At 44.6% G+C, this 26,271-nt stretch carries 22 protein-coding genes; 7 read left to right on the forward strand and 15 right to left on the reverse strand.

Annotated features, from left to right (window positions below):
- Positions 1 to 67: 67 nt before the first annotated feature.
- The 3 genes from G3570_RS14840 to G3570_RS14850 all read right to left on the reverse strand — a co-directional run bounded on the left by G3570_RS14840 (position 68) and on the right by G3570_RS14850 (position 2,424).
- Positions 68 to 637 (reverse strand): SRPBCC family protein, encoded by a 570-nt coding sequence (locus tag G3570_RS14840; protein ID WP_165143611.1) that lies wholly within the window; start codon positions 635 to 637, stop codon positions 68 to 70.
- Between the two features lie 18 nt (positions 638 to 655).
- Positions 656 to 973 carry an ArsR/SmtB family transcription factor gene (locus G3570_RS14845; protein ID WP_165143612.1) on the reverse strand — a complete coding sequence of 106 codons (318 nt, stop codon included), beginning with the start codon at positions 971 to 973 and terminating at the stop codon, positions 656 to 658.
- A gap of 164 nt (positions 974 to 1,137) precedes the next feature.
- Positions 1,138 to 2,424, reverse strand: a complete 1,287-nt coding sequence (locus tag G3570_RS14850) for an Nramp family divalent metal transporter (protein WP_165143613.1) — start codon at positions 2,422 to 2,424, stop codon at positions 1,138 to 1,140.
- 178 nt (positions 2,425 to 2,602) lie between these two features.
- Between G3570_RS14850 and G3570_RS14855 the strand changes: the two genes are divergently transcribed.
- Together G3570_RS14855 and G3570_RS14860 are read left to right on the forward strand one after the other, a co-directional pair.
- Complete coding sequence (locus tag G3570_RS14855; RefSeq protein WP_165143614.1) at positions 2,603 to 3,736, forward strand: baeRF7 domain-containing protein; 1,134 nt, start codon at positions 2,603 to 2,605, stop codon at positions 3,734 to 3,736.
- Positions 3,737 to 3,891: 155 nt separating this feature from the next.
- Positions 3,892 to 6,507 (forward strand): M14 family metallopeptidase, encoded by a 2,616-nt coding sequence (locus G3570_RS14860; protein ID WP_165143615.1) that lies wholly within the window; start codon positions 3,892 to 3,894, stop codon positions 6,505 to 6,507.
- Between the two features lie 69 nt (positions 6,508 to 6,576).
- Here the strand turns inward: G3570_RS14860 and G3570_RS14865 are convergent, their stop codons facing one another.
- From G3570_RS14865 to G3570_RS14885, 5 genes are all read right to left on the reverse strand, one after another.
- Positions 6,577 to 7,914: an amidohydrolase family protein gene (locus G3570_RS14865; protein ID WP_165143616.1), complete on the reverse strand. Its 1,338-nt coding sequence runs from the start codon at positions 7,912 to 7,914 to the stop codon at positions 6,577 to 6,579.
- Positions 7,915 to 8,042: 128 nt separating this feature from the next.
- Positions 8,043 to 9,191: a methionine adenosyltransferase gene (metK, locus tag G3570_RS14870; protein WP_165143617.1), complete on the reverse strand. Its 1,149-nt coding sequence runs from the start codon at positions 9,189 to 9,191 to the stop codon at positions 8,043 to 8,045.
- A gap of 99 nt (positions 9,192 to 9,290) precedes the next feature.
- Positions 9,291 to 10,304 carry a Holliday junction branch migration DNA helicase RuvB gene (ruvB, locus tag G3570_RS14875; protein WP_165143618.1) on the reverse strand — a complete coding sequence of 338 codons (1,014 nt, stop codon included), beginning with the start codon at positions 10,302 to 10,304 and terminating at the stop codon, positions 9,291 to 9,293.
- A gap of 102 nt (positions 10,305 to 10,406) precedes the next feature.
- The gene (locus G3570_RS14880; protein ID WP_165143619.1) at positions 10,407 to 11,222 is read right to left on the reverse strand and encodes a tetratricopeptide repeat protein; all 816 of its coding nucleotides are present in this window, start codon (positions 11,220 to 11,222) and stop codon (positions 10,407 to 10,409) included.
- 97 nt (positions 11,223 to 11,319) lie between these two features.
- Positions 11,320 to 11,865 carry an RNA polymerase sigma factor gene (locus G3570_RS14885; RefSeq protein ID WP_165143620.1) on the reverse strand — a complete coding sequence of 182 codons (546 nt, stop codon included), beginning with the start codon at positions 11,863 to 11,865 and terminating at the stop codon, positions 11,320 to 11,322.
- Between the two features lie 167 nt (positions 11,866 to 12,032).
- Here G3570_RS14885 and G3570_RS14890 point away from each other — a divergent pair, with 167 nt between their 5' ends.
- Complete coding sequence (locus G3570_RS14890; protein ID WP_165143621.1) at positions 12,033 to 12,803, forward strand: segregation and condensation protein A; 771 nt, start codon at positions 12,033 to 12,035, stop codon at positions 12,801 to 12,803.
- 32 nt (positions 12,804 to 12,835) lie between these two features.
- Entirely contained in the window at positions 12,836 to 14,533 is a 1,698-nt protein-coding gene (locus G3570_RS14895) for a M28 family peptidase (RefSeq protein ID WP_165143622.1), read from the forward strand.
- Between the two features lie 153 nt (positions 14,534 to 14,686).
- Here G3570_RS14895 and G3570_RS14900 read toward each other — a convergent pair whose 3' ends face one another.
- The gene (locus G3570_RS14900; protein WP_165143623.1) at positions 14,687 to 17,614 is read right to left on the reverse strand and encodes a CHAT domain-containing protein; all 2,928 of its coding nucleotides are present in this window, start codon (positions 17,612 to 17,614) and stop codon (positions 14,687 to 14,689) included.
- 142 nt (positions 17,615 to 17,756) lie between these two features.
- Between G3570_RS14900 and G3570_RS16515 the strand changes: the two genes are divergently transcribed.
- Entirely contained in the window at positions 17,757 to 17,879 is a 123-nt protein-coding gene (locus G3570_RS16515; protein ID WP_282958245.1) for a hypothetical protein, read from the forward strand.
- A 16-nt stretch (positions 17,880 to 17,895) separates the two neighbouring features.
- Here the strand turns inward: G3570_RS16515 and G3570_RS14905 are convergent, their stop codons facing one another.
- The 3 genes from G3570_RS14905 to G3570_RS14915 form a co-directional block, all read right to left on the reverse strand.
- Positions 17,896 to 20,991 carry a CHAT domain-containing tetratricopeptide repeat protein gene (locus G3570_RS14905; RefSeq protein WP_165143624.1) on the reverse strand — a complete coding sequence of 1,032 codons (3,096 nt, stop codon included), beginning with the start codon at positions 20,989 to 20,991 and terminating at the stop codon, positions 17,896 to 17,898.
- Between the two features lie 24 nt (positions 20,992 to 21,015).
- Positions 21,016 to 21,969: a signal recognition particle-docking protein FtsY gene (ftsY, locus tag G3570_RS14910; RefSeq protein WP_165143625.1), complete on the reverse strand. Its 954-nt coding sequence runs from the start codon at positions 21,967 to 21,969 to the stop codon at positions 21,016 to 21,018.
- Positions 21,970 to 22,065: 96 nt separating this feature from the next.
- Positions 22,066 to 22,656, reverse strand: a complete 591-nt coding sequence (locus G3570_RS14915; protein WP_165143626.1) for a CDP-alcohol phosphatidyltransferase family protein — start codon at positions 22,654 to 22,656, stop codon at positions 22,066 to 22,068.
- A 70-nt stretch (positions 22,657 to 22,726) separates the two neighbouring features.
- On the opposite strand from G3570_RS14915, the gene G3570_RS14920 reads away from it, so the two are divergent.
- On the forward strand, positions 22,727 to 23,302 hold the full coding sequence (locus tag G3570_RS14920; RefSeq protein WP_249067151.1) for an NUDIX domain-containing protein: 576 nt from the start codon (positions 22,727 to 22,729) through the stop codon (positions 23,300 to 23,302).
- A 149-nt stretch (positions 23,303 to 23,451) separates the two neighbouring features.
- On the opposite strand, the gene G3570_RS14925 is transcribed toward G3570_RS14920, so the two are convergent.
- Both G3570_RS14925 and G3570_RS14930 read right to left on the reverse strand, forming a co-directional pair.
- Entirely contained in the window at positions 23,452 to 23,739 is a 288-nt protein-coding gene (locus G3570_RS14925; RefSeq protein ID WP_165143627.1) for a hypothetical protein, read from the reverse strand.
- Between the two features lie 140 nt (positions 23,740 to 23,879).
- Complete coding sequence (locus G3570_RS14930; RefSeq protein ID WP_165143628.1) at positions 23,880 to 24,290, reverse strand: helix-turn-helix domain-containing protein; 411 nt, start codon at positions 24,288 to 24,290, stop codon at positions 23,880 to 23,882.
- A gap of 783 nt (positions 24,291 to 25,073) precedes the next feature.
- On the opposite strand from G3570_RS14930, the gene G3570_RS14935 reads away from it, so the two are divergent.
- The gene (locus G3570_RS14935; protein WP_165143629.1) at positions 25,074 to 25,547 is read left to right on the forward strand and encodes a DinB family protein; all 474 of its coding nucleotides are present in this window, start codon (positions 25,074 to 25,076) and stop codon (positions 25,545 to 25,547) included.
- Positions 25,548 to 25,560: 13 nt separating this feature from the next.
- On the opposite strand, the gene G3570_RS14940 is transcribed toward G3570_RS14935, so the two are convergent.
- A complete protein-coding gene (locus tag G3570_RS14940; RefSeq protein WP_249067153.1) occupies positions 25,561 to 26,208 on the reverse strand; it encodes a flavin reductase family protein in 648 nt (215 codons plus the stop codon).
- Between the last annotated feature and the right edge of the window lie 63 nt (positions 26,209 to 26,271).

Below are 26,271 nucleotides of genomic sequence, written 5' to 3' on the forward strand. Positions count from 1 at the left end.
AAAGTCAATGTTATCAGACGTATGAAGACTTTATTGACAAGTGCTTCATACGGTTTGGTAGGCAAAGCTATAGTTTTAGCCGGTGTTTGTATTCCTCTTCAAAGGCTATATGAACCGACCAAAAACCTTTGGGTTCCACCCCCTCCAAGCGGTTAGTGAGAATATTAAGATGGGTATGCCACCCTGCTGCAATACCTATTAGCTGTTCGGGATCGTCTCCAATTTTTCTATGCGTCAATACTAACCTGACTTTATCTGCTTCCTCAGTAAGCTCAAAGGTGACCTCGGAATCGGTACCCGATGCTTCCCCCCAGGTATAACTTAAAAGGTAGGGTGGGTCATAATTCGTAATGGTCCCCTGCATGGTACTAACCTCGCCGAAATCTTTATATTTATCCGGAATAGGATCCGGGTGTTTTGAAAGGTTATCATGTTTGAATATTAATTCTACAGTACCGCCTACACGAGAGTCCATCTTTCCCGAAGCCAGCCACTTTCCACGTTTATCAGAGTCGGTTAAGTAATCCCATACCCTTTCAATGGGTCTGGGAAGCAGCCTTTCAAATCGAATTGTTTCGGTCTCAATCATCTCACCGTAAGAGTCCGCTGCATGCGCTTTTTTCTTGTTATCATCCATTGGTATCCTCCACCCGCTTTATTTGGTTTTATCTTCCTTAAGTAACGATGCCTCAAGGGCGTCCAGTTTGCTATTCCAGAACACCCGGTACTGATTCACCCACTCAGCCAGCTCTTTCAGTTTCCGGACATCAGTTCTGCAGAGACGTTTTCTTCCTTTCTCCTTTATGGTCAATACCCCGCATTCATCCAATATTTTCAGGTGCTTTGAGATGGCGGGTCTGCTAATGGCAAAATTGCCCGCAATTTCATTGACCGATAGATATTGACCGGCCAAAAGGTCGATGATCTCTCTTCGGGTCGGGTCTGCCACAGCCTGGAAAACGTCTCTTTGCATGCTATTATACATTTTTGGTAATATGTAACTGTTTGGTTACCAATATAAGTGTAACTAATCAGTTACACAATAGGATAATTGAAAATACCTTGAAATAATGGTGTTTCAGGAGCGTATTGTGCCGTGGGCTCACGGGGAGGGATATTAATTATTTAGGCAAAAGATCAGCCGTACTGCAGTTGCCAATATATGTATAGCAGCGCAAAGCCGGTCAGGAATACAAGTCCGCCTCGGCTAAGCCAACGAAGCCAAGGCTTGGGTACACAGTGTTCCGGCATGTGATCGGCAGTGACAAGCTTATAATTGATATAGGCAAGCACCGGCGCGGTGAGGAATGATAACGTGGTGGCCAGATCTACCATCAGGGTAAACCGGTCTCCCATAAAATAGAGCACACCCAGTGATAATAGCGAGATTACAATCAGCAGAGAACGGTAAAGCAGAATGTCGTCTTTGGTCGAAAAACTATTGGGTATCATAACTTCCAGCATGCGCCGCGAAACCCTTGGATAAGCGTCGGTCACGGTCAGGGTGGTGCTGAACATGGTGGTAAAGGCGCAAATGATGATGACCGGATAAGCCCATTGTCCAAGGCTCGAGGTATATAAGCTGATCAACTGACTCGAGAATACGGTACCGCTTGAGGCATACTCCTCACCGCTTCCGAACATGACGAGGGCCCCAAGAAACAGAAAGCCGAGTGCGAGAACAGCTGCCCCGATGTAGCCGATGTTGAAATCAATCAGACTTTCCCTGAGTTTGGGCTGGTACTTGGTTTGTTTCACCCGTTCCAGCGACCAAAGCGAGTGCCAGGCGGCAGCATCAATAGGTATGGGCATCCAACCCATCAGGGCAATCAAAAAGGATACACCTGCTACATTCCAAATAGAAGGTGTTAGGTTTGCAGGCATGGCATGCTGTTCTCCCTGCAGCAGCGCCGCTCCCACAGCTATTACAGTAGAGACCGCAAGGACTACCATGATCAACTTTATGGCCCCGTCAAGAGCAGAATACTGTCCCGATAACAGCAAAAGGATACAAATTGCCAATATGATGGCGCTCCAGGCAAGGGGTGACAGTGCAATACCGGTAAGCTCCGCCGCAAGGCTTGCGGTTACTACGGTGACTGCAGCCTGTACGGCAAACATGGTTCCGATGGTAAAGACAATGAATATTCCGATTGCCCATTTACCCAGGCGCTTATAGCCTTCTATCATACTCTCTCCGGTTGCTATCGCATAACGCGGACCGTATTCGAGAAATGGGTATTTAAAGATGTTGGCGAGGACAACGGCCCAGACCATTGCAAATCCGAATGTAGCGCCGGCGCGGGTAGATTGTACAAGATGTGATACTCCGATAGCAGCTGCGGCCATCAATAGACCCGGTCCGAGGCTCTGTTTTATTCCATCCCAACTATGTGACTTCTCTGCTTCTTCTGAGCTGTGCATTATCCCCTTCTTTTTGTTGACAAAAAATATATACTGATTTTTGGGATCAATATAAACCGGCCTGCAAGGCTTTACCTGCTATCTTCAAAAATTGTAAATGGTTTTCGAATCTTAAGTGAATTTTTGTTGTTTAAAAATTTACATTGGGATCTTAAATAATAATTATTTGGAGGTCTATATGATTACCCGTGAAACCATTTTAAGCCTTATTGAAAAAGCTGGGAATCCAAGCATATCCATTTTTCTTCCCACGCATGAAAAAGGTGAAGAAGTACAACAAGACCCAATACGTTTTAAGAATTTACTGAAGCAAGCCGAGCAGGAATTAAGAGAGTATGAAGTCAAGCAGTCTAAGATTGATGAACTTCTGAAAGAGCCCAAGAAATTATTGGATCAGCCGATCTTCTGGCAGCATGCCGACAAAGGATTGGCCGTGTTTATTACTGAAGACAGTTTTGAGTATTTTCGGGTACCGCTCGACTTTAAGGAGCAGGTGCTGGTAGACAATCATTTCTTAATTACTCCCTTAATCCCGATGATTACCCTCGACGGGTCGTTTACCGTACTCTGCCTCAGCCAGAAAGAAGTCAGGTTGTTACGCTGTACACGCATATCCGTAAACACTATTTATCTGGAGGATGCTCCTGTCAGCCTGGATGAATATCTGAAATATGATGTGAATGAACCTCATTTACAGCACCATTCGGGTCAGGGTAAGGGAAATGCAATTTTCCACGGACAAGGCGGCAGCTCTGATACCGATACCAGGGAAGTTCAAAACTACCTCAAGGCCATTGAAAGTGAAGTGACCTCCATTATGAGAAAGAGGAGAGACCCGCTTATTTTGGCCGGGGTGGATGAGGCTATGGCAGAATACAGAAAAGTAAACCACTATAGTCGACTTATGGATCAGTCAATAAGCGGCAACCCGGATCCAAAATCCGACGTAGAGATCAAGGATGAAGCTTGGGAGATCATTAAGTCATACTTCCTGGAAGATATGTATAATGATATCAGCCGCTATTCCGACCTGATTGGCAGCGATAAACAGACAGACAACTTATCGCAAATTGTAGAGGGGGCCTATTACGGAAAGGTTGACTCTCTGTTTGTTACCATCGGAGAGCAGAGTTGGGGCTGGTTTGACAAGGATAAAGATACCGTTCATCACAGCAGTAAGAAGCAAAACGGTGAACATGACTTAATCAACGCTGCGGCAATTAAGACGCTCTCCCAGGGTGGAAACGTCTATGCTCTTGAAAAAGAAGATATGCCGCAAACTTCAACGGTGGCGGCCATTTTCCGTTACTGATATCAGTTTGTAGTTCCTCTCAAAAGAAACCAACAAAGGCACCGGTCATCCGGTGCCTTTCTGTTTTTAAAAGATTTTTCAAACACTTTCTTTACTATAAGCCATTATATGGCCTTATTTAGCCAAGGATTAAAACCAATTACAAGCAGCTATTTATGTTACGATTTAAGTGTATACTAGTTACCCTATTATTCCTGATTTCATTTTCTGCCGGTGCCCAAAACCCATCCGATGGCGTTGCAGAAATGGATTATTATTTACCGCAAGATGTCAGCTACGACAGCAACATACCTACTCCTGAAGAAGTGATCGGGATGGTGCCGGGAGAATGGCATGTGAGGCATGACCAGCTTCTGAAGTATATGAGAACTCTGGCAGATGCATCTGAACGGATCACCATCACTGAGTTCGGTAAAACTTATGAAGATCGGGATCTGGTGTATCTTACCGTTACCTCGACTTCAAATCACGGCAACCTTGAACAGATCAGGCAGAATCATCTGGCATTGTCCGATCCGTCTCAGTCGGCTAACCTAAATACCGAAAACATGCCTATCGTGCTCTATATGGGTTACAGTATCCACGGAAATGAGCCCAGTGGCTCCAATGCCTCGATGCTGGTTGCCTATCATCTGGCTGCAGCCCAGGGTGAAGAGATGGACGACCTGCTGAATAATTCGGTAATATTGCTGGACCCCAGTTTAAATCCTGACGGACTGAACCGTTTTGCCGGTTGGGCTAATACACATAAAAGCAAAAACCTGGTTTCGGACCCCAACAGTATGGAGCTGAATGAAAACTGGCCGGGCGGAAGGACCAATCATTACTGGTTTGACCTTAACAGGGATTGGATGTTGGTTCAGCATCCTGAAAGCCAGGGACGTATCAACACTTTTCATAACTGGAAGCCCAATATCCTTACGGATCATCACGAAATGGGGAGCAACGCTACCTTTTTCTTTCAACCGGGCGTTCAGTCACGAACCCACCCACTGACCCTTCAGCAAAACCAGAATCTGACCAAGGCGATGGCAGAGTACCACGCAGACTTTCTGGATGAAGAGCAGCGTCTCTACTATTCTGAAGAGGGTTTTGATGATTTCTATTACGGAAAGGGTTCGACTTATCCCGATATCAATGGTGGAGTTGGGATCCTGTTTGAGCAGGCCAGCTCGAGGGGTCATGCCCAGCAGACTATCCATGGGGTACTCAAGTTTCCTTATACCATTAAGAACCAGTTCATAACTTCTCTTTCCACACTGGCTTCAGCACAGGGTTTACGAACGGAGTTTCTCAATTACCAGCGTGACTTTTTTCGTCAGGCTCAGGAGCAGGCCTCCAATAGCGCCGTCAAAGGATATGTGTACGGTATTTCAAATGATCGGGCCCGAACCTATCATTTCACCGAAATGCTAAGAAGGCATAATATTGAAGTCTACAACCTGGCTCGAAACCTAGAAGCCGACGGGGAGCAATTTGAGAGCGGTTCTGCCTTTGTAGTTCCCTCAGACCAAAAACAGTACAAATTTATTGAGGCGCTTTTTGAAAGAAGAACCACTTTCACTGACAGTCTCTTTTATGATGTTTCCACTTGGACCATGCCATATGCTTACAATCTGCCTTTTGCTGAGTTGGGCAGCAGGGAGTTTAACCGAAACCTGCTGGGTGCCCGGGTAGAGGGAGTACCCGAAATGCCAAAAGGCGAGGTCGTGGGCGGACGCAGCGATTACGCTTATTTATTTGAATGGGATGGCTACTATGCCCCTCGGGCTCTGAATCGAATATTGGACCGAGGCGTGAGTGCAAAAGTAGCAGCAGAGCCTTTTACAGCAATAGTTTCTGAAGGTACCAGAGAATTTGATTACGGTACCATACTGGTACCGATGGGTCCGCAAGAGGTAGATGCCGAAACCATTCATGAGCTGGTTGAACAGGCTGCAGCAGATGATGCATTAACAGTTTATTCTGTAGAAACAGGTTTGACCCCCTCAGGAATAGATCTAGGCAGCCGCACCTTTGAAAATCTTGAGAAGCCGAATGTAGCGATCATCGCCGGCGACGGCACCAGCAGTTACGAAGTTGGTGAAGCCTGGCACCTGCTCGACCAGCGTTATGCCATGACCCCCACATTGATTACCAAAGACCGGTTCCGTTATGGTGATATCAGCAAGTACAACGTCATTGTGATGGTAAGCGGAGGATATAACGATATGTCCGACTCTTCCGTAGAAAAACTGAAAAACTGGGTCAGGGAAGGCGGCACGCTGATAGCTACCAAATATGCTATCAACTGGGCCAAAAGCAATGAATTGGCGAACATTACCTTCTTGGGAGAGGGTGAAGAGGAGGATGAGAACGAAGAGGTTGAGACCCGCCCCTATGCCGATCGAAGTGCGGCGCAAGGTGCCCAGTATATCGGTGGTTCTATCTTCAATACCAAGCTTGACCTGACGCACCCATTAGGCTATGGATATAACGATGATGACTTAACAATATTCCGAAACAGCACCCTGTTTATGGAAAAAGCGGAAAATCCATACGCCACTCCCCTTTACTACACCGATGAGCCATTGGCGAGCGGCTATATTTCGGATGAGAATATGGAAAAACTGAAAGGCACGGCTGCCATAGTAGTAAGTCGTTTTGGCGGGGGCAAGGTCATAACCATGACTGATAATCCGAATTTCAGGGCGTTCTGGTACGGCACCAATAAGCTGTTTATGAATGCCATCTTCTTCGGACAGACTATCAGCGGTGGTTCGGCTAACTGACAACAGATCTATCTAACAAAGTTGTAGTACACCTTGGAGGTGTACTACAACTGATTTGCGTTTTTTTACCTATTCCGAGTAGGTTTGCTCTATCTCTTTCAACTTGGCATCAATCATTTCCCTGGAATACCAACGACCCTGTACCATGACACCTGCATGATTTTTCAGGTGATCAAGATCATTCAAGGGGTTGGCATTGAGCAGTAACAGGTCAGCACGTTGCCCCTTTGCTACGGTACCAAAGGTGTCTTCATTTTTAAAATATTCCCCGACATTCACCGTGCCGCTTTTCAGAATTTCATAGGGGCTCATACCTGCCGCTTCCATGTGGGGCAACTCCCTGTGGATGGAGAATCCCGGAACGCTGAACAATTGAGGAGCGTCGGTACCCATTAAAATACGTACATTGCGCCGATTCATCTCTGCCAAGAGCTTGCGTCGCCATTCAGCCTCTTTCAGGGCTTGCTCTCGTTCGCTTTCCGTTTGCTCCTCCATCTGCCTTGAAGCATATCCAAAATAGTTTTTACGGAGGGCAGTAGGTATATATTTCAACTCATCATACTGTTGCATAGCCTCGAAGTCGGCAGCGCCTATCACTGTTTCCCACAGAGCCTGCGTAGGTACAATCCATACTTCGGCTTCTATGGTTTTGGAAATAATTTGCTGCATGCGACTCTCCCATTCCGGCTGCTCATACTGTTGCAGCCACCGGTAGTAGCCGTCGATATGATCCATTGTCTCCTGACCCATCTCTAGGGCATGCTCTATACCGACATCCTCGGGTACATGTCCGCCAAAACGTATATCCAGGCTATTTGCAGTTTCTGCCATGGCATCATATTCAGCGCGGGTAAGTCCGGGATGTATTTTCAAAAGGTCCCACCCCTCTTCACTTTGGGTTTTAACTTTTTCTCTGGCCTGCCGCGGAGAATCAATGGAGTTGCCATTAAAGCTGGGTCCGGCCAGGTAGAGGTTCGGCCCGATCATCTCTCCGTTGTTTACCTTCTCTTTCAGTTCAAGCTGGTTCGGCCAACCAAGCATGCCTCGGACGGTAGTAATTCCCGCAGCCACGTAAAGAAACAATGTGTGTTCTACATATTGATCCGTAAAGTAGGAAGGTGCATTGGCGGGAGGATCTGTAGGTGGAACATGTCCGTGCATTTCTGCCAGTCCGGGCATCAGGAATTTGCCGTTGCCATTAATAACGGTGGTTTCTTCGTTTACCGAAATATCTTGAGCCGGTCCAACCTCTAAAATACGATCCCCTTCCACAATGACGGTATAGTTCTCCAGCAGTTCATCGCCGGTCATAGGGATTACCGTAATATCGGTAAAAGCGGTTCTCTGGGCAGTGCACTGGAAGATTAAAATAAAGAGCAGGGAAAAAAGAGAAATGAAATATTTCATAGCAGGCCAAATTGGTTGTTAAGAACTGCTATAAATAAAGCACAAAGAGGGGGACTAAAACAAGAAAATTAAGGTATTATCCTATAAAGTGTAGAACACCTCCGAGGTGTCCTACACTATCTTAAAGTTTATAGTGCATTTTGAATCTTATCCGTGAAGTCAAGCTTTTCCCATGGGAACTCTTCCCTGCCGAAGTGGCCGTAAGCAGCAGTCTTCTGATAGATCGGACGCTTGAGCTTGAATCGATCAATAATTCCTGCAGGGGTGCAGTCGAAGGTTCGCTGTATTGCGTCTGCCAGCTCCATATCTTTAACCTTGCCGGTTCCATAGGTATTGACGTTGATAGATACCGGTTCCGCAATTCCAATTGCGTAAGCCAGCTGTATCAGGCACTCATCTGCCAGGTCTGCAGCTACGATGTTTTTGGCAATGTGACGTGCAGCGTACGCCGCGCTGCGGTCAACCTTGGAAGGGTCCTTGCCGGAAAAGGCTCCGCCACCGTGTCCTCCTCTTCCGCCGTAAGTATCGACAATAATCTTTCTGCCGGTCAGTCCGGTATCCCCGTGCGGGCCGCCAATAACAAACTTGCCGGTCGGATTTACATGGAAAATAGTTTTAGGATCCATCAACTCCTCAGGGATGATCTCCGGGATCAGATGCTTTTTGAGGTCATCCTTAATTTTGGACTGGTCGACTCCTTCATCATGCTGGGTGGATATTACGATAGTATCCACACGTTTTGGTTTGCCGTTATCATCGTACTCAACCGTTACCTGGCTTTTGCTGTCAGGAGCAAGGTAAGGCATCAGCGTAGTATTTTTACGGATGTGTGCCAGCTCCCTGAGCAGGTCATGAGAATACTGAAGAGTCATAGGCATCAGCGTATCGGTTTCACGACAGGCATATCCAAACATCATGCCTTGGTCTCCGGCCCCCATCTTCTTGCTTTCCCCTTCATCCACTCCCTGGGCAATATCTGCACTTTGCTGGTGAATAGTAGTCAAAACACCGCAAGACTCGGAGTCAAAACGATATGAATTCTTGGTATAGCCGATGTCATGGATAACCTTTCGAGCTATCTCCTGTACATCTACATAGGCGTCTGTAGTTACCTCCCCGGAAATTACAGCCAGGCCGGTGGTGACGAGTGTCTCTACGGCAACTCTTGAATCAGCATCCTGCTCGAGCATGGCATCCAGGATAGCATCGGAAATTTGATCGGAAATTTTATCAGGATGTCCTTCAGATACGGACTCGGAAGTGAAAAGATGTTTCATGAAAATAAGAAGTTCAATTAATATAGTTTAGCGGCACTGAAGCTAAGAAAAAAAGAACATAGTTAACACCAAAATCAGCCAATATCCCGGGGCAAAATACTAGTCAAAAAAACCGGGTGCCTCCTGTTCGGGATCTACTCCCAGGTATTGAAAAGCCTTACGGGTGGCAATGCGGCCTTTTGGGGTTCGTTGCAGAAAACCTTCTTTGATCAAATAGGGTTCATAAACTTCCTCGATGGTGCCTTTGTCTTCTCCGACTGCCACACCCAGGGTACCCAGACCTACCGGACCACCTGAGTAATTCTCTATGATAGCCCGAAGGATTCGGATATCCATCTCGTCGAATCCGTTTTGGTCAACATCCAGTGCATTCAGGGCTTTATCGGCAATGGCATCGGTTATGGTATCCATATCTTCTACCTGGGCAAAGTCTCGAGTCCGGCGCAACAGTTTGTTTACAATTCGAGGTGTACCCCGGCTCCGGCGTGCTATTTCATGCGCACCCGTTTCTGTGATTCCCATATTCAGGATGGCGGCCGTTCTTAGAGCTATTCGCTGTAGCAGTTCCACATCATAGTAGTCAAGCCGCATATCAATGCCGAAACGAGCTCGTAAAGGGGCGGTCAGCAGACCTTTTCGCGTAGTTGCGCCCACCAGTGTGAAATGGTTAAGGTCAATCTGTATACTGCGCGCATTCGGCCCGGAGTCGATCACAATATCTAGCTTATAATCTTCCATTGCCGAGTAGAGGTACTCTTCGATCACCGGATTCAATCGATGTATCTCATCAATAAAAATAACATCGCCCTCGTCCAGATTGGTCAGCATTCCCGCAAGGTCACCGGGCTTTTCAAGAACAGGCCCGGTAGTAGGTTTGATTTGCACGCCCATCTCATGGGCAATGATATGTGCCAGGGTCGTTTTTCCCAGGCCGGGAGGCCCTGATAAGATTACGTGATCCAGAGCCTCACCCCGCTTTTTGGCTGCCTGTATGAATACAGACAGATTCCTAAGCACTTTCTGTTGGCCTATGAACTCTTCAATGCTTTTAGGCCTAACCGTCTGCTCGAAGGCTTCGTCGTTATTGGAGGCGTCTAACAATGGGTTTTGCACGATAACTGCTGATAATGAGTAATGACAATCGTTGGGTCAAAAGTAACTCATTATTTCCAAACAATCGAAGTGCTTTGTGACTCAATGTTTATAACGGGCGTCTTAATATTCGGGGTCGGTTATGCCCAGTTCTTCGTCCAGTTTTTCAAGAAGCCTTTCGGCAGGATTTTTGTAAATACCATTCATACGATAGGCACTGAGAATGGCCTCTCTTCCGTCTTTGAAACGGTCCATGTTCACATAAGAATTTCCGAGATACCAGAATGCTTTTTCTTCAAGTATACGATCATCGCGGACATTTTGAATGGCATTTTCAAATGCACCGGAGGCCTCATCATAATTCTCGCGATTATAATGTATGATACCCAGGTTTAAATAGGCCATGGATACATTAGGCGCATTCTTATAGTTCTCAATAATATTATTATAGAAACCCAGTGCTTCTTCAACCTCTCCGGAAATGGCAGCTTTGAATCCAAGATTCAATAGCGAATCGATACCTGTAATTTCTGTATCCTGCGAGCGCATAACTTCCGGGGAAGCCAGGTTTTCCACAATATTGATTTCACCAAGCGTCAGCTCCTGAAGGCTCTTTTCTTGTTCACTCTGTATATAAGATATAGAAATAATGAGTATTGCCACCGATGCAGCTGCTGCCATCCATTTCAAAAGAGGACTAAACTTTCTTTTTCTTTTCGTCTCTTTCTGCTTACCGGAAGGAGACGGCGCTTTTTGTCCGTTATTTGCATCCTGCTCTTCTATGATGCGTTTAATATACAGTTCTGTTTCCAGCAGCTCGATATAATCGGGCCTAAACAATAACGCTTTCCATAAATCTTCTGATTCCTGCGCAGAAAGTTGTCCTTTAATGTAAGCGTCAATTTGTTTTTCAAGATTTAAATCTCTTGAATTTTCCATATGTAGGGGTCAGCATTTAAGTTTATTAAGCTGCAATTACAGCAACCAATGTTAATTGCACTGTATGTATGACCGACGAGATGGGCATTCCTTACAATTAAAGTTCACTTTTTTTCTTATAGCAATCATTTAATTTGCTTATGATTCGGTGTTTTCGAGTCCAGGTGTTGCTGACACTCAAATCGAAGTGTTTTGCCACCTTTTCTGCTTCGGCTCCGGGGTTCTGAAACCAGTACCGCATAAAATCCTGATATTCCTTCTTTAATTGCCTTAAACACCACTCAAGGATACGTTTTCTCTCTTTATCCAGCAGGTTCAGCAGTTGCTCTGCGGAGGAATAATTGCGGTCGGGTACCTCCTCATAATTTTCTTCTTTCATCTTCTCTTTCATCTTGAGATAATTATTCCGGCAGGAGGTCATGATATAAGAAAGGACTTTGTCGGTATCTCTAAGCTTGTCTTGCTTGATGATTTCAATACACTGTAAAATTGTTTCTTGTGCGCAATCTTCGGCATCAGACTTCGATGCGTTCATATGGATGCTTAAGAAGCGCTTGAGGCGAGGCACAAGCTTTTGCATCATTTCATTGACTCTTGATGAGTCATTTTCCCTAATGGCTTTAGCCAGTTCCGAATATTCCATGTACTATATGTTAAGCCAACAACTTTAATATTCTATTTATAACATTTTTAGCGATTCCTTACAATAGGTGATATCGCCAAAAATTGGCTATTAAAACATTATTTAATTTCTTTTCTTATCAATAGAGCATTAATATCAGTTCTCAGACTCCTTGACAATCCCATTGCATGTACCGTGTAAAACTTAAAAACTTCGAAGGCCCTCTCGATTTACTGCTCTTCTTTATAAAAAGAGATGAGCTGGATATATATAATATCCCAATATCGTATATCACGGAGCAATTTCTGGAATACATCCGCCTTATGGAAGAGCTGGATCTGGATGTTGCTAGCGAGTTCATTCTCATGGCCAGCATGCTTATGTCGATCAAGGCGAAGATGATGCTTCCTAAAGAAGACTCCGATGATGACGAGATGGATGAGAATGATCCGCGTTACGCCCTCGTTCAGCGGCTGCTTGAGTACAAGAGGTACAAAGAGATGGCCGAAAAGATGAGCGATATTGAGGATGAGAGCCAGAAAAGGTACTACCGTCGGCACTACGAAGTAGACCAGGTCAAGAAACAAGCCAGCGGGGAAGCTCTTCAGGATGTCACTATGTTTGACCTGATGGCAGCCTTTAAAAAGGTTCTATCCGATATCAAAAAACAGAACCTGGTGCACCATGTTGAAAAGATAAGTGTAACAATAGAGCAACAGACCGAATACGTTCTGGAACGGCTGCATAAGGGCGGGAGAACGGCTTTTCGCAAGATTTGCATGGAATTGAATAACAGGGCGAAGGTTGTAGTCACCTTTCTTGCAATACTAGAGATGCTTAAGGAACAACAGATAAATCTGTACGTAGAGAATGACGATCCCACAGACTTTTACCTGGACCTGAAACCCGTCGATGAAATTATTGGCAGCTCACCTGCACAAAAAGAGAGCGAGCTCTAATAATCCTATTTTATAAAAGCACAGATTGTAATATGAAACTACTTTACCTGGTTATATGTATGGCCATTGGCTGCAGTTCATCCGGCAATTCCGCAGTTAGCGACTCCAGTGCAGTCAAAGAAACCTCAACCGATACAGAGACCCTGATCTCATTTCAGGACAGGATAACCGTACCCTACCTGAGAACACATCTTTCAGTTTTGGCAGCCGACTCCATGGAAGGTAGAGAGACCGGAACACGTGGGCAGATTATGGCAGCGGAGTATTTGGCTGAACAGTATAAAAGTATGGGACTGAAACCGGTCGGTGATAACGATACCTACTATCAAAACTTTGACCTTTCGGCTACTAAAAGAGATAGTACGGTTTTCAAAACCTACAAGATGGAAGACGGGCAGAAAGTACTTATTGAACGTTCTGTGGAAAGCCTGGATAAAATTGCTTCTTACATTCGTTCATACGGTGGCAGCGATTCACTGAGTGGCGAAATCGTCTTTGCGGGGTTCGGAGTAAACGACCCGGCAAATAATGTCGCTCACCTCGAAGGTATGGATCTCTCCGGAAAATGGGTGATGATTTTTGAAGAGATACCACATTTTAGCGACGGCGATACCCTTATTGACCCTGCAATTGACGGCCGACGGAGACTTGCTTCGATTGTCGAACAAAAAGGGGCGGAAGGCTTGCTTTTGATTCGTGACATGAGCCGAACAGAATTTCAGGATCTTGCGAGGCGAATTCAGCCGATTTATAATAATCCGTCATCCATGACCCTGGATTATTTAAACCGGGGCTCACAAGGCGGCTTCAGTAAAGGCTATACGGTAATCAATCCTGAAATGGCCGCAAGAATACTGGACTTGACGGAATCCAAAGATCTGGCCTCTCTCAAAACCAATCTGATAGATACCATAACGGAGTTCTCACCTGTGGAAACAGGCTATGCGTTGAGCCAGACGCCGTACACCAGCAAACCTAAATTAGCAACTGAAAACGTACTTGCTCTGCTCGAAGGTGGAGATCCCGAACTAAAGGATGAAGTTGTAGTGCTCACTTCGCACTATGACCATGTAGGCATAGGAAGGCCCGACAGTACCGGGGATCGTATCTATAACGGGGCCGATGACGACGGAAGCGGTACGGTTGCCATTTTGAATATTGCGAAGGCACTTACCGAGGCCAAAGAAAACGGCTATCTTCCCAGACGAAGCATTCTATTTCTGAATGTGACAGGTGAGGAGAAAGGCCTGTTAGGTTCAAGATATTACTCGGATCATCCTGTGATCCCGATTGAGAAGACGGTTGCCAACATCAATACCGATATGATCGGACGAATAGATGCAAGACATGAGAAAATGGGTCAGGAGAACTACAGCTACATTATTGGGGGTAAAATCATCTCTTCGCAGCTTGACAGCCTGCTTGAGGTAGCCAATAAGCAATCGGGAAATATTGAGTTGAGTAGCCGCTATAATGATCTGGAAGATCCCAATCACTTCTACCGAAGAAGCGACCACTGGAACTTTGGGAGACTGGGGGTACCCTTTGTATTCTTCTTTACCGGCGTGCACGAAGACTATCACAAGCCCGGGGATGAAGTGCATAAAATACGGTTTGAAAAAATGGCCAGAATTGCCAAAACCATGTATGCCACTACCATACTGCTAGCCAACAACGATAAAGCTCCCGAAGTGGACAATCAGGAGTTTATTGAAATCACCCGTGAGTAGGGGGTTTTAGGTATAAGGTATAAGGTATAGGGTATAAGTTTAACTGTATCACAGATTGACTCAGAGTAGCACAGAGTTTCACAGAGAAATGTGTAGCTAAAATCTATCTTATCATCCTTATTCCTTATACCCTATACCTTATACCTTATACCTCTATCTCCCCACCACAATGAAGGGCGCCCAATAAACGGGATGATTGTAGATCGGGTGATCTATTAACTGTATTTTTGCCGTTTGCATGGCCTTTGCTTTTTCCCCAAAAGGGATGGAATCGTCCCAACCTAACTTGCGGGCAATTCTATCCCACATAGAAGTTTTTGGATTCTGTTGATGGTCCAATATGGACTTATAAAACTCATTCATCAGTGAAGCCGTAGACCGATCATATACATTCCACAGGCTAACCACTACAGTTGAGGTTCCTGCATAGAAAAAAGAACGCTGAAGGCCTAGCATGCCCTCCCCTTTTACGACTTTGCCCATCCCGGTATTGCAGGCACTGAGCACTACCATATCTGAGTTTAAATTCAGGCGGTATATTTCTGAGCTTTTTAGTAACCCGTCATTTTCCGAAGAGACCTCCATATTCTGCGTGCCGATGAGCCTGAGGCCGCTTTGTGTAGGATGATCTTCATCAATATATCCGTGTGTGGCCAAATGGATATATTGATAGCGGTTATTTAGATGCCGTTTGAGAATAGGCTCCGTCACCTCTTCTTCTTTCAGTTTAGTGACCCTGCTAAAGTGTGAAGCGATTGAATCTATTTCTATAAGTGTAGAGGGCAGTGCGGAATAGGAGATCATCCGTCTCCCAGTTTCCGAGTCAACATTCATAACTTCTGAACCGGCAACGGCCAGCAGGTCCCTTTTCTGCTCTTTAACAGGATCTTTAAGCAAGGTGAGGCTGGTTACAGAAGGAGAGTACTTGATCGTAAATCGCTCGATAAGGTAACTGTTATTATTTCGAAGAGCTTCAAAGGGCAGATAGGCAAGTGGTCCGTCCGGAATAATGAGCAGATTTTTGTAATCAGAAAGTTCCTCCTCAAAAGGTTCTAATAGAAGTTCATAGAGAGTAGAAGATCGCAGATCCAACTCTTCCCTGCCGGCCTGCGAAAGAATAGCATCCTTGAAGTCTTGTACCAATTCCTTTAGTTCAAGGTCTCTATTTTCCGCAAGTTCTTTAAGGGAATATTTGTGTACTGACTGACCATATCTGGTAATAAAAAATACAAGGAGCTGCTCATTGCTGAGGGCATATTCAAGGATAGCGGTATCGGAACTGTTGATAGACCGTGCCGTGTGGATGGTGACCGGGTCTTGAAGTTCCAGTTTTTTATATTCCGGATATTTGCTGTGAAGCTCATTTTGGAAAGCCGCATACTCCAGCTCGCTCTTTCGTATTTTTGATTCCAGTTCTTCTCTCTTTCCAGTATTTTCTGTGGCGCGAAGCTGGGAATATAAATTATCAATAGCCGATAGTTTTTGATTCCGTTCGATACGGACAGAGTCAGGCAGGGCTTCATCTATGCGTTGAGAAGCCTGGGTCAATTCATCGGCAAGCGTACGGGCCTTTGCACGTTCCACGTAGGCATAAGCTTTGGATACATCGTTCCTGTATTTCAACTCCCAGCCGGCCATGTCGACATAGAAGTCAGAAAATCGTTCAAAAAAATCGGCCTTGAGAGCGGAATAGGAACCCGTCTTGGAACGGCTTTCTTCAATCAGTGCAATTGCCTCCTGCCCGTATACCAACGTACTGTCAGAGTTTTGTTTGTCATAGGCCTCGCTAAGCGTCATTAAGGGATGGATTTGGTGGCGTTTGCTTAAGAAACGACTGTATGCAAAGCTGTTCTTGAAGAGGGATAACGCCTCGGCAGAATGATCCATTTCCCTTTTAATAAAACCTAGCCTTCTGCTTGAATCCAGCAACAGTGAATAATCCTTTGTGGAATCCGCAATTGCGAATGCGCGGCGGGAATAATCATGGGCCTGGCTTAGATTTTCTTTCTTCTGTTCCACTTTGGCAAGATCAAGCAGCGTTTTCGCAATCTCGGTTGCATTCCCCTGCTCTTCACGAATAGAGAGTACTGTTGTATAATACTTTTTGGCCTGCTGAACATCCCCAAGGTCAAACCGCCGGTTGGCTATATTGCTGTACAATGTTGTTAGCCGGCTGGGGTGATCAATTTTTTCTCGAATGGCCAAACTCTCTTCATAGTATTCTAGAGCCCTATTCTGGTTGCCTATTAGATTATACAGTGTACCGATATTATTGAGATAATTTGCTTTATCCGCCGGAGAACCCACCTCATCAATATATTCGAGGCTCTTCTGATAGGCGATAAGTGCTTGATCATAGTTCCCTAAATCTTTTTGTAGTCCTCCGATAGAATTATAGGAAGAAGCCAACAAATCATAATTATTGAGCTCTCTTCGGATTTCAAGACTCTTATTTAAATATTCCAGTGCCTTGTCGTATAACGACAATTCACGGTAGATAGAACCGATATTTCTATAAGCAGTTGACAATCCTCCCCGGTTACCTACCGCTTCTAGAATAGGTATAGTATTTAGATAGGCATTTATAGCCTTTGAATGGTCTCCCATTCCGTTGTAATTGTCAGCTATACTCTGTAAAGTGTAACCGATCATAAGGCTATCATTAGACTCCCTGGCAAGCCTCAGGGCATTTTCAAAATGTGCTACTGATTCCTCCAGCTGCCCGATATTTTCTTTGATCATTCCCAAAGTTCGCTCCATGCGAGCTCGCAGCGTATCCCTTGCTATATGGTCGATATCTAACAAGCTGTTCAGGAGATTAATAGCGTCATTGTATTTAGACCTCGCGAACATGACTTCTGCATAGTACATGCCAGTCACTATCATGGAACCGGTATCACGGTGCTTTTGGTAAATTGGGAAGGCTTCCTTGTAGTAAAACTCGGCTTCACGGTACTTACCTTGATCATGGAAGCTTTCTCCCTTAATTCGCAGTGAATCTGCAAGCTGTTTATTTTGGCCGTGGCAAAGAACAGGCCAGAAAAACGCCACTATCAGATATGCAACTACCAGTCTGTTCACTTTACCGAATTTAGAGGACTTGTAATTTGAGAGCTATAAAGCCCAATCATTTTACAAAAATGTTTGGCAATTATGAAAATAATGGGCATTGTATATGCTTTAAGATCACACTATTATAAATTCAGACAATCAGGAGATCATTATGTTGGATGAGTTATTTGGGAAGTCATTTGGAACGGAGAAGTGGGCTATGCCAGACCCGCCTACCGAAGAACCTGAAGAAGAAGATGAAGACGATACTAGCAGTCCGGGTACCGGTGGCTAAAAGCAAAGGAGATGTTTTAATTGCCTATAAATATGAAGGGTGACCAATAGCCCGGATGGGCATAGCTATAACTTTCAACTAAATCCTGTTTGGCCAACTGTAGCGCTATGGAAGGCTTAACCCCTTCCTGAAGTTGCTTATAGAAGGAGATCATTAGACGTGCCGTGGAGCGATCTTCCACGCTCCAAAGAGATACCAGCAGGTTATCGGCACCGGCATACTGAAAGGCCCTGCTGAGCCCGATAATCCCTTCCCCGGTTCGAACTTCTCCGGTACCGGTTTCGCAGGCACTTAGTACAACCAATTCGTTATTTAGATTTAGGCCATAGATTTCTTCAGCATACAGAATGCCATCTTCACTGCTTTGGGAGCCCGATTCGGGATGAAAGGCAATGCCCGCACGTCCCGAGGTTGTGTCGGAGGCAAAAGCGTGGGTTGCCAGGTGAAGGTACCGGTAATTTTGGAGGGTAGTGCTCTTGAACTGGCTTTCGGTAGCATCATTTTCAAGGTAGACCCTGGTTGACTTATCCCCTGTAATCCTTGTCCATAAACTGCGCTCTTGCTCAAGGACTTCCGCAATTTCCTCAACTTCATAGCGGGTTGAAGGCAGTGCTCCCCAGTTATTTCTGCTGGCTACAGATGGCAGTTTACCAATCTTTTTTCCGGAAAATACAGGTGCGAAAGCGGCAAATGTATCGCGGAAAGTATTTTCCTTCTCATTACTGACAAAGGCAGACATGGAAACCGATGGTAAATAGCTGATAGTATATTTTTTGAGCAAATAAGGATAATCACTATAGTTTTCACTGTCTTGTATCTCATCAGTAAGCAGGGCTTCAAAGGGAAGGAGATTTAAAGGGCCGTCGGAGATTACCAGTAATTGCTCAGTATGAATATGCTTCTCCAGAGGCTCTATAAGATTAGTGTAGAACTTTCGGGCAAGAGATCTGTAATTAGCATCTTCTTTAAGTGAAACGGCCCGGTCGAATTCACTGACTGCTTCGTTTAAGTTTGATAGGTGAGGCAATGGAACTACATTGATATTTTCCTTACTCAGTACAATTGCCCACGTAGACTTTTTACCATAAAAATACTCAAGTAGTGTTAAATCCTCCGTCCGCAACATCTTTTGCAATCTGCTGAGGTCCGGTACATCGGTTTTGTATTTGAAGCTATGATATTTGGGATACTCCTTACTCAGCATCTCAATATGCTTGTTCAACTCTTGATGGAGCTTGAAAAGCGAACTCTGAAGTGAATCCACAGGGGAGTCGGAACCTGAACTGCTAAGCCGCGAATTCAAGGTTTGCTGAACACCTGAAAGCTGTTCCCTCAGGTCCTGTTCATAGGCAATGAGTGTATCGGGTACACCCGCATATTTTTGGGCCTTTTTATCGTTCAGCAGTTCGAGAATCACCCGTGCTTTGCTTTTTTCCGAGAAGAAAAATACGTCACTGATAAATTTTTGGTTGCCCGTCTCATTGTATAAATCATAGCTGACATCGATGGCCGACTCATATATTTCATGACTGCGAGAACTCACCAAAAGTTTTGACTCTTCACTTAAGAATTTGTTTTGCATTGCATCCAGCAGTTCTGAAAGCCGGGTATATGTGGCAAGGGCTGATTTCAGTTGATTTAATCCACGGGTGGGATCGCTTTTAAACTCTTCATGAAGGGTCTTTCCTATTTCATTCAGCACGTCAACCGCATATGTGGGATATCGGAATTCGATATCAGAACCATTTTCTAATGACAACGATTTTTCAGCCTCTTTTAAATGCATCAGGGCTTTTGAATAATCGCCTTTCATCCGGTATGATTTGGCAAGATTTGTTTTAGCTTCCGCGGCGTAGGGATGATTGGGACCTCTTGTCTCTTCGGTAATACTTAGTGCCTTGGTAAAATGGTCAATAGCTTTTTCAAACCTCTCTGTTTCCAGATAGAGCAACCCCAGTGAATTGTAATTATTAGACAGAACCGGATGATTTTCACCGAGTGCTCGAATACGTATGTTCAGAGAGCGGTTCAGGTAATCTATAGCCTCTTCATACTGCTCCATTTCGGTGTATATGCTACCGATATTGTTATAGGTCAGGGCCAGGTCGGGATGGTCGGCACCCTGCGTCTCTTTTTTAATTTCGGCTGACCGCTTGAGGTATTTAATGGACTCGGAGTAGTTACCGATTTCATAGTAGCAGGCGCCGATATTGTTATAAATGAGACCTACCCTTGGATGGTTCTCTCCGAAAGTAAGTTCCGTAGACGAAGCTGCTCTTTTGAAATAGACGATTGCTTCCCCGATATCCCCTGACCTATAATAAATTCCACCGATATTATTGTATCCCCCTGCCACCGAGGGGTGCGAAGAACCGAATAGATCGAGGTTTATTTCCAGTTCTTTATTGTAGAACTGCAGGGCCTCCTCAAATCGTCCCATTTTGACGTGTGTAACACCGGCATAGTTATAAATTTTAGCGAGCTGTTTGCGCTCATCCTGAGATCCATTATTATCCAGCAGGTTGATGCCCTTGGAATACCATTCAAGGGCCCTTTCAAAGTCACCCTGCTCGTCATAAACAGAACCCAGGTTCCCCAAAATCATTGCCCTCATATGGGCTGGAACTACCGGTTCCCTGGCTACTTCCAGGGCTTCATCCAGTAAGGCGATTGCCGTTTGAAAATTACTCCGATCGGTTTCTATGAGACTGAGGTTGTTCAAGGCTTTGGCTCGCTGAACCGGTTGTTCTAATGATGGCTTGTCTAATATTTCCAGGACGTTTCGTGATAGGCTTTCCGATTCCTCAAGCTGGTTAAGTATCCGGTAATTGGTACTCATCAAGTTATAAGACTCTGCAAGTCTAGACCACTTCTCCGCTTCCTCATAATAATTGGCAGCTTGAGACAGCAGAGTCAGTGAGCTGTCATAATTTGCTTCGGCAAAAAGTTCTTGTCCCTGCTTGAATTTATTTGCGGCCTGCAGGGAATCGATTGAATATGATGGATTTGGCTGAGCGACTGTTATGCTAACACCGGCCAGAAGTAATACCAAACCGCATACAGCTTGCCTGTAATAAAGAACTAGGTTGGGATATATTTTTCTGGGATGCATAACAGAATTTATAGCGAACTGATTCTAGTCGCCAAACAGGGAGTTGACAAAGAGTTCACGGTCGAATACCTGGAGATCTTCTATCTGTTCACCTACACCGATATATTTTACCGGCACATCCAGTTCATTGGAAACACCTATTACAATCCCCCCTTTGGCGGTACCGTCTAGTTTGGTAAGTGCGAGACCGGTTATGTCTACGAAGGAGGTAAAAGCTTTGGCCTGTTCCATAGCATTCTGACCGGTAGAAGCATCCAGCACCAGAATAACCTCATGGGGTGCCCCTTCCACTACCTTTCCCATGACTCGTTTAATTTTGGCGAGCTCATCCATAAGGGATTTCTTATTGTGAAGTCTTCCGGCCGTATCGACCAGGGCAACATCGGCTCCACGGGCACTGGCTGCCTCCACAGTATCGTAGGCAACGGCAGCTGGGTCGGCGTTTTGTCCCTGTTGTATAATGGGTACATCTGCCCTCTCACTCCAAATCTTAAGCTGATCAACCGCGGCAGCCCGGAATGTATCGGCAGCACCTAGCACAACTTTCTTTCCTGCTTGCCTGTAGAGATGCGCCAGCTTGCCAATAGTTGTTGTTTTACCGACCCCGTTGACTCCCACTACCATAATGATATGCGGTTTTTGAGGAAAGTCAGCATCGAATTCTGCCGGTTTATCCGGGGCATGATCCTTCAACAGGGCAATGATCTCTTCCTTAAGGATATTATTGAGCTCACTGCTGTTAAGGTATTTGTCTTTGGCAACTCTTGCTTCAATACGGTCTATGATTTCAACAGTAGTTTTTACGCCAACATCAGAGGTGATGAGAATCTCTTCGAGTTCATCCAGCACTTCGGCATCGACAGTATCCTTTCCGGCAATGGCCTTACCGAGCTTCTCCATAATGCCGGTACGGCTCTTTTCGACACCTTTCTCAACTTTCTCTTTTTTCTTTAATCCCAGTTTTTCCAGAAAACCCATAATGTATATCTCAATTTAGGATGTCGCTAATGCCTGGCAGAACAAATACCCTGTGTGTATCGGTTTGAATATTAGCAGGAAATCCAGCTTTTAAGTCTAGTTATATTCCAAACCCATGCGAATCAGTTTGAAACGATGAAAATAATCAATGAAGGACAAAAACATAAGCACCAGTGCAATTCCCATGAAAAAGTTTTGTACAGCCTGGAATTCCGGGAAAAAGAAAGCAGCCATCCAATACCCTGCAAGGGCATTGACGCTCCACTTACCTGACATGACAGCCATGGCTACCTTCCCGCGTGCAAATTTCAGATAGGTAGATCCTGTCAGAATGATCGCATCTCTCGCCAATTCTAAAAGTAAGAACCAAAGCGGCACATACCCGATATACACCGTATACAGAAACAGTATGGATGCCGATATTTTATCTGCAATCGGATCAAGCACTTTGCCCCACTCCGATATCTCATTCAGCTTACGGGCCGCATAACCATCCAGATAGTCGGAGATCATACCATAGAGTATGAGTAAGCCAATGGTCCAGGTGATCTGGAAATTGTTGGTGTAATGCAGGTATACGATGGGAAAAGCAATAAATACGCGGCTTAAGGAAATGAGATTTGACCAGGTAAAAAGCGTTTGCTTGACCTTGACCTTTTTCCCGTCAATGTTTTTTGCTGCACTCACTCAGGTATCGCCCTGCTTAAACTTTTAAATTAAAATGGTACCTTTGCCTGCTGTGATAATACATAAAATAATGCAGACGATGAATGATTCAGACAAACTAATAGAACAAGAGGTAAGCTCAGAAGAGGTATTTAAAGGAGAGCTACTGCACGTTTTTGCAGATAAGGCGAAGCTTCCTAATGGCAATGTCTCAACGCGGGAGTGGATTAAGCATCCCGGAGCGTCGGCAGTGCTGCCGGTCTTTGAAAATGGAGAAGTTATGCTGGTCAAGCAGTTCCGGTACCCGCTGCGGCAGATTTTTTATGAAGTACCGGCCGGCAAACTTGATGAAGGAGAAACTCCTGAAAGCACGGCTAAACGGGAACTGGAAGAAGAAGTAGGCATTTCTTCTGAATACATGCACTATTTAGGACCGTTTTACCCCAGCATCGGTTATACGGATGAGGTTATACACCTGTATACGGCCTGGGATCTTACCAGTTTTAACCAAAAAGTCGATGAGGACGAATTCCTGCTGAAACACCGGTTACCATTTCGAGAGGCAGTTGAGATGGTGCATAAGGGAGAGATTTCAGACGGTAAAACTATGGTCACCATCCTTCAGTCTTGGCATTGGTGGCAGGAAAACGGACCTTTTGAGGTGTGAGCTCCGGCTGTGACAAGCGTCCACGCTTGTCAACTCTATTCGTTCAAGCGTGGACGCTTCAATGAGCCCGAATTATCACAATTTGCCACAAACTTGCATTTTGTACATGTAAGAGTGTACTCTTTATCAGCATCCAGCATCTGTTCTTCCTATGTAATAATCTCTTCTCTCACAGCCAGGTCGTAAATAGACTGGTGCAGGTCAGAATCGGAAATCTCATCACGCTCTATAAGCTCTTCCACTTCATCCCCGCGAAGCAGCAGTATGCAGCCTTGTTTATTTAAAGCTTCATCAAAGTTGCGAGGGTCGGCCATGGAAAGTTTTTTCAAATCGATACCGTCCGGACTTTTTGTAAGGTTTACAAGGCAATAAAAATTATCATCATCTCCTTCTCCGAATCCAAAGATTTCCAATTTTGTATCGTCTTTTGAAAGCATTTGTAAGTAGTATTTATTTAAATGTGAATCTAATAAAGTTGTATTTCGGTTTTTTGGATAACAAACAAAACACGTAATTCTTTAAAAAAATCTTCTTATGAGATTGATCAAGGGTTGCGGGATACAGGAAGCCAATATATTTAGTGCTCATGTCTTTCGAGAAAGTCCCGTGCTTTAACCAGCTCGACAACCTCTCCTGATTCTTTATCGATAATTTCGACCTGGAACAAGCTGATTATCGCCTGGTTACGAATACACTCAAGGGTCTCCTCGAGGGTATCACACTCTTCCTGTTCACTAACCAAGTCATTAATTCCTTTAACGATATAGCGATGAGAGGCTTTGGGCTTTTTAGCTTTTTGGGTCCTTGCAGTAGGCTCATCAAAGTATTCACGCAGAGCTTCTTCGGTGACATACCATTGCACTCCCAGCTTCCGCGCCCTGATCTTCCCTTCCCTCAAGTAGGCACGGATGGTCATTTTGCTCAGTCCGAGCTGTTCATGGAGATCATCGACAGAAAATAGTATCAAGTTACCGAGTTGCTTGGGCATCAGGCACAAATCTCATTTAGATTACCAAAATATCAGAACTATTTGCGTTGATGAATATAAATAAATACATACATTATTTAAATATAAACTACTATTGGATATATATTAGTTATACATTAGTGCAATAAGAAAAAATAAACTTGTTCCGTATAGGGTAATCCTCATATATTGTAAATAGTTACTTGAAAAAAAGCTCTGCATCCGCAGGGCTTTTGTCGTTTATACCCTCCAAGACTAAGTGTAACTGAACGTCCCACTATTCTCTATCGCACCTTTTTTTAAAGACCTCTTTATACTTGCATTTTCGTAGCCTCACTGCCTCTTTATAAAGGATACATACCTTATCGTTTTATCCTTAAAAAGCATTCTTACTTCTAGCGTCTTATTACCTGGACAGAAACGCTACTTTTCTTGCTATAAGAATGCATACAAAATTGGGCAAAAGCATGACGAGGTCCCGCTCCTTTATCTTCTGACTTATTAGCTGTTCATTTATCATTCAGCCCAAACCGGAATAGGAAATGCGCTAGATGACCGTAATTTCTTTGAAATAGATTAATTTCAGTACCGGGAAAAGTCATTTAAGTCTAATAAAAACATATTATATATAAACATTAATTATACATTACTTATATATTAATAACCGGTATAATAGTTTACTTGTTCTGTATGGGGTAATCCCCTTATATTAAAAACAGTTACTCGAAAAAAGCTCTGCAGTCGCAGGGCTTTTGTTGTTTCTCCCTTCTTTGTAGTAATTGTTAATAAGCTCATCTGATATTCATGAATGACCAATCCAGAATACGCGAGTTGCTTCTTGAACAGCTTACCGGCAGAAATGCACATGTAGACTTCCAAAAGGCTGTAGAGAATTTATCCATGTCTGATCTGGGGAAAAAGCCGGAGCATTTCCCGCACACTATCTGGGAGCTGATAGAACATATCCGCATAGCACAGCATGATATTGTAGCTTTTTCAAAGGATCCTGATTATGAATCTCCAAACTGGCCGGAAGGGTACTGGCCTGAATCAGATAAACCTGACAGCATGGATGAGTGGCAAGACTCTCTTGAAGCCATAGAAAAAGACCACAAAGAGATGGAAAAGTTGGTTAAGGATAAAGCCAATGATTTGCTTATACCGTTAAAACACGGTGACGGTCAAACGCTATTCAGGGAAGCTATGCTTATCGTAGATCACAATGCCTACCATATAGGCCAGATAGTTCAAATGAGAAGGGTGATGGATATTTGGTAGGATCCAATCTAAGCTACGAATCCTCTCGGGAGAGATCATCGGGCAGCTTTATGAAATCTTCCCTGCTCAACCGTTCTGTTTTATGGTAGGAGTCAAGCCCGCTGATGGCCAGCGTACCGGCTGTTTCAAGATTTACAAAACCATCATCTTCAATGGAAGCTGATGGAATAGTAAGTTCTTTTACAGCCCCGATAATCAGAATGGTACCATTAGCTTCTATTTTAGTCTCCTCCTCAAAGGTAAGCCCGATCTTGATCACTGCATCTTCCACGTAAGGTGCCGGACACAATGTGCTGTACGTTGAGTTCAGTCCGCATACCTCAAACTCACTGATATCTTCTCGGTATTTACCGGAAGTCTTATGGGCACGCTTATAAAACTCCCGTCGTATGTGGTTCACAGTGAACCATCCGGTCTCCTTGATGTTACTGTATGTATGCCGAGGAACCGTTAAAGGCCTGACCAATAAAGCCAGTAATGGAGGATTGGAACCTGCGTGTATAATAGAATTAAATATCGCCAGGTTTTCGTGTCCGTTTTTATCGCGCGTGCCCACCAGGCTGGCACTTTTAAAACCTGATATGGCATTGATCATTTTAAGGCGCGGAACTTTGTCCATATCAAGGATATCGCGCTCTGTGAAAGTTTTGCTTGCTGACATTTTTTATTTCGGGATTGTTTTAGTCATGTAATGCTTGCTCAACATGCCCACCTCTTGCAGCAT

It is taken from the genome of Halalkalibaculum roseum, assembly GCF_011059145.1.
In the GTDB taxonomy this organism is placed as follows: domain Bacteria; phylum Bacteroidota; class Rhodothermia; order Balneolales; family Balneolaceae; genus Halalkalibaculum; species Halalkalibaculum roseum.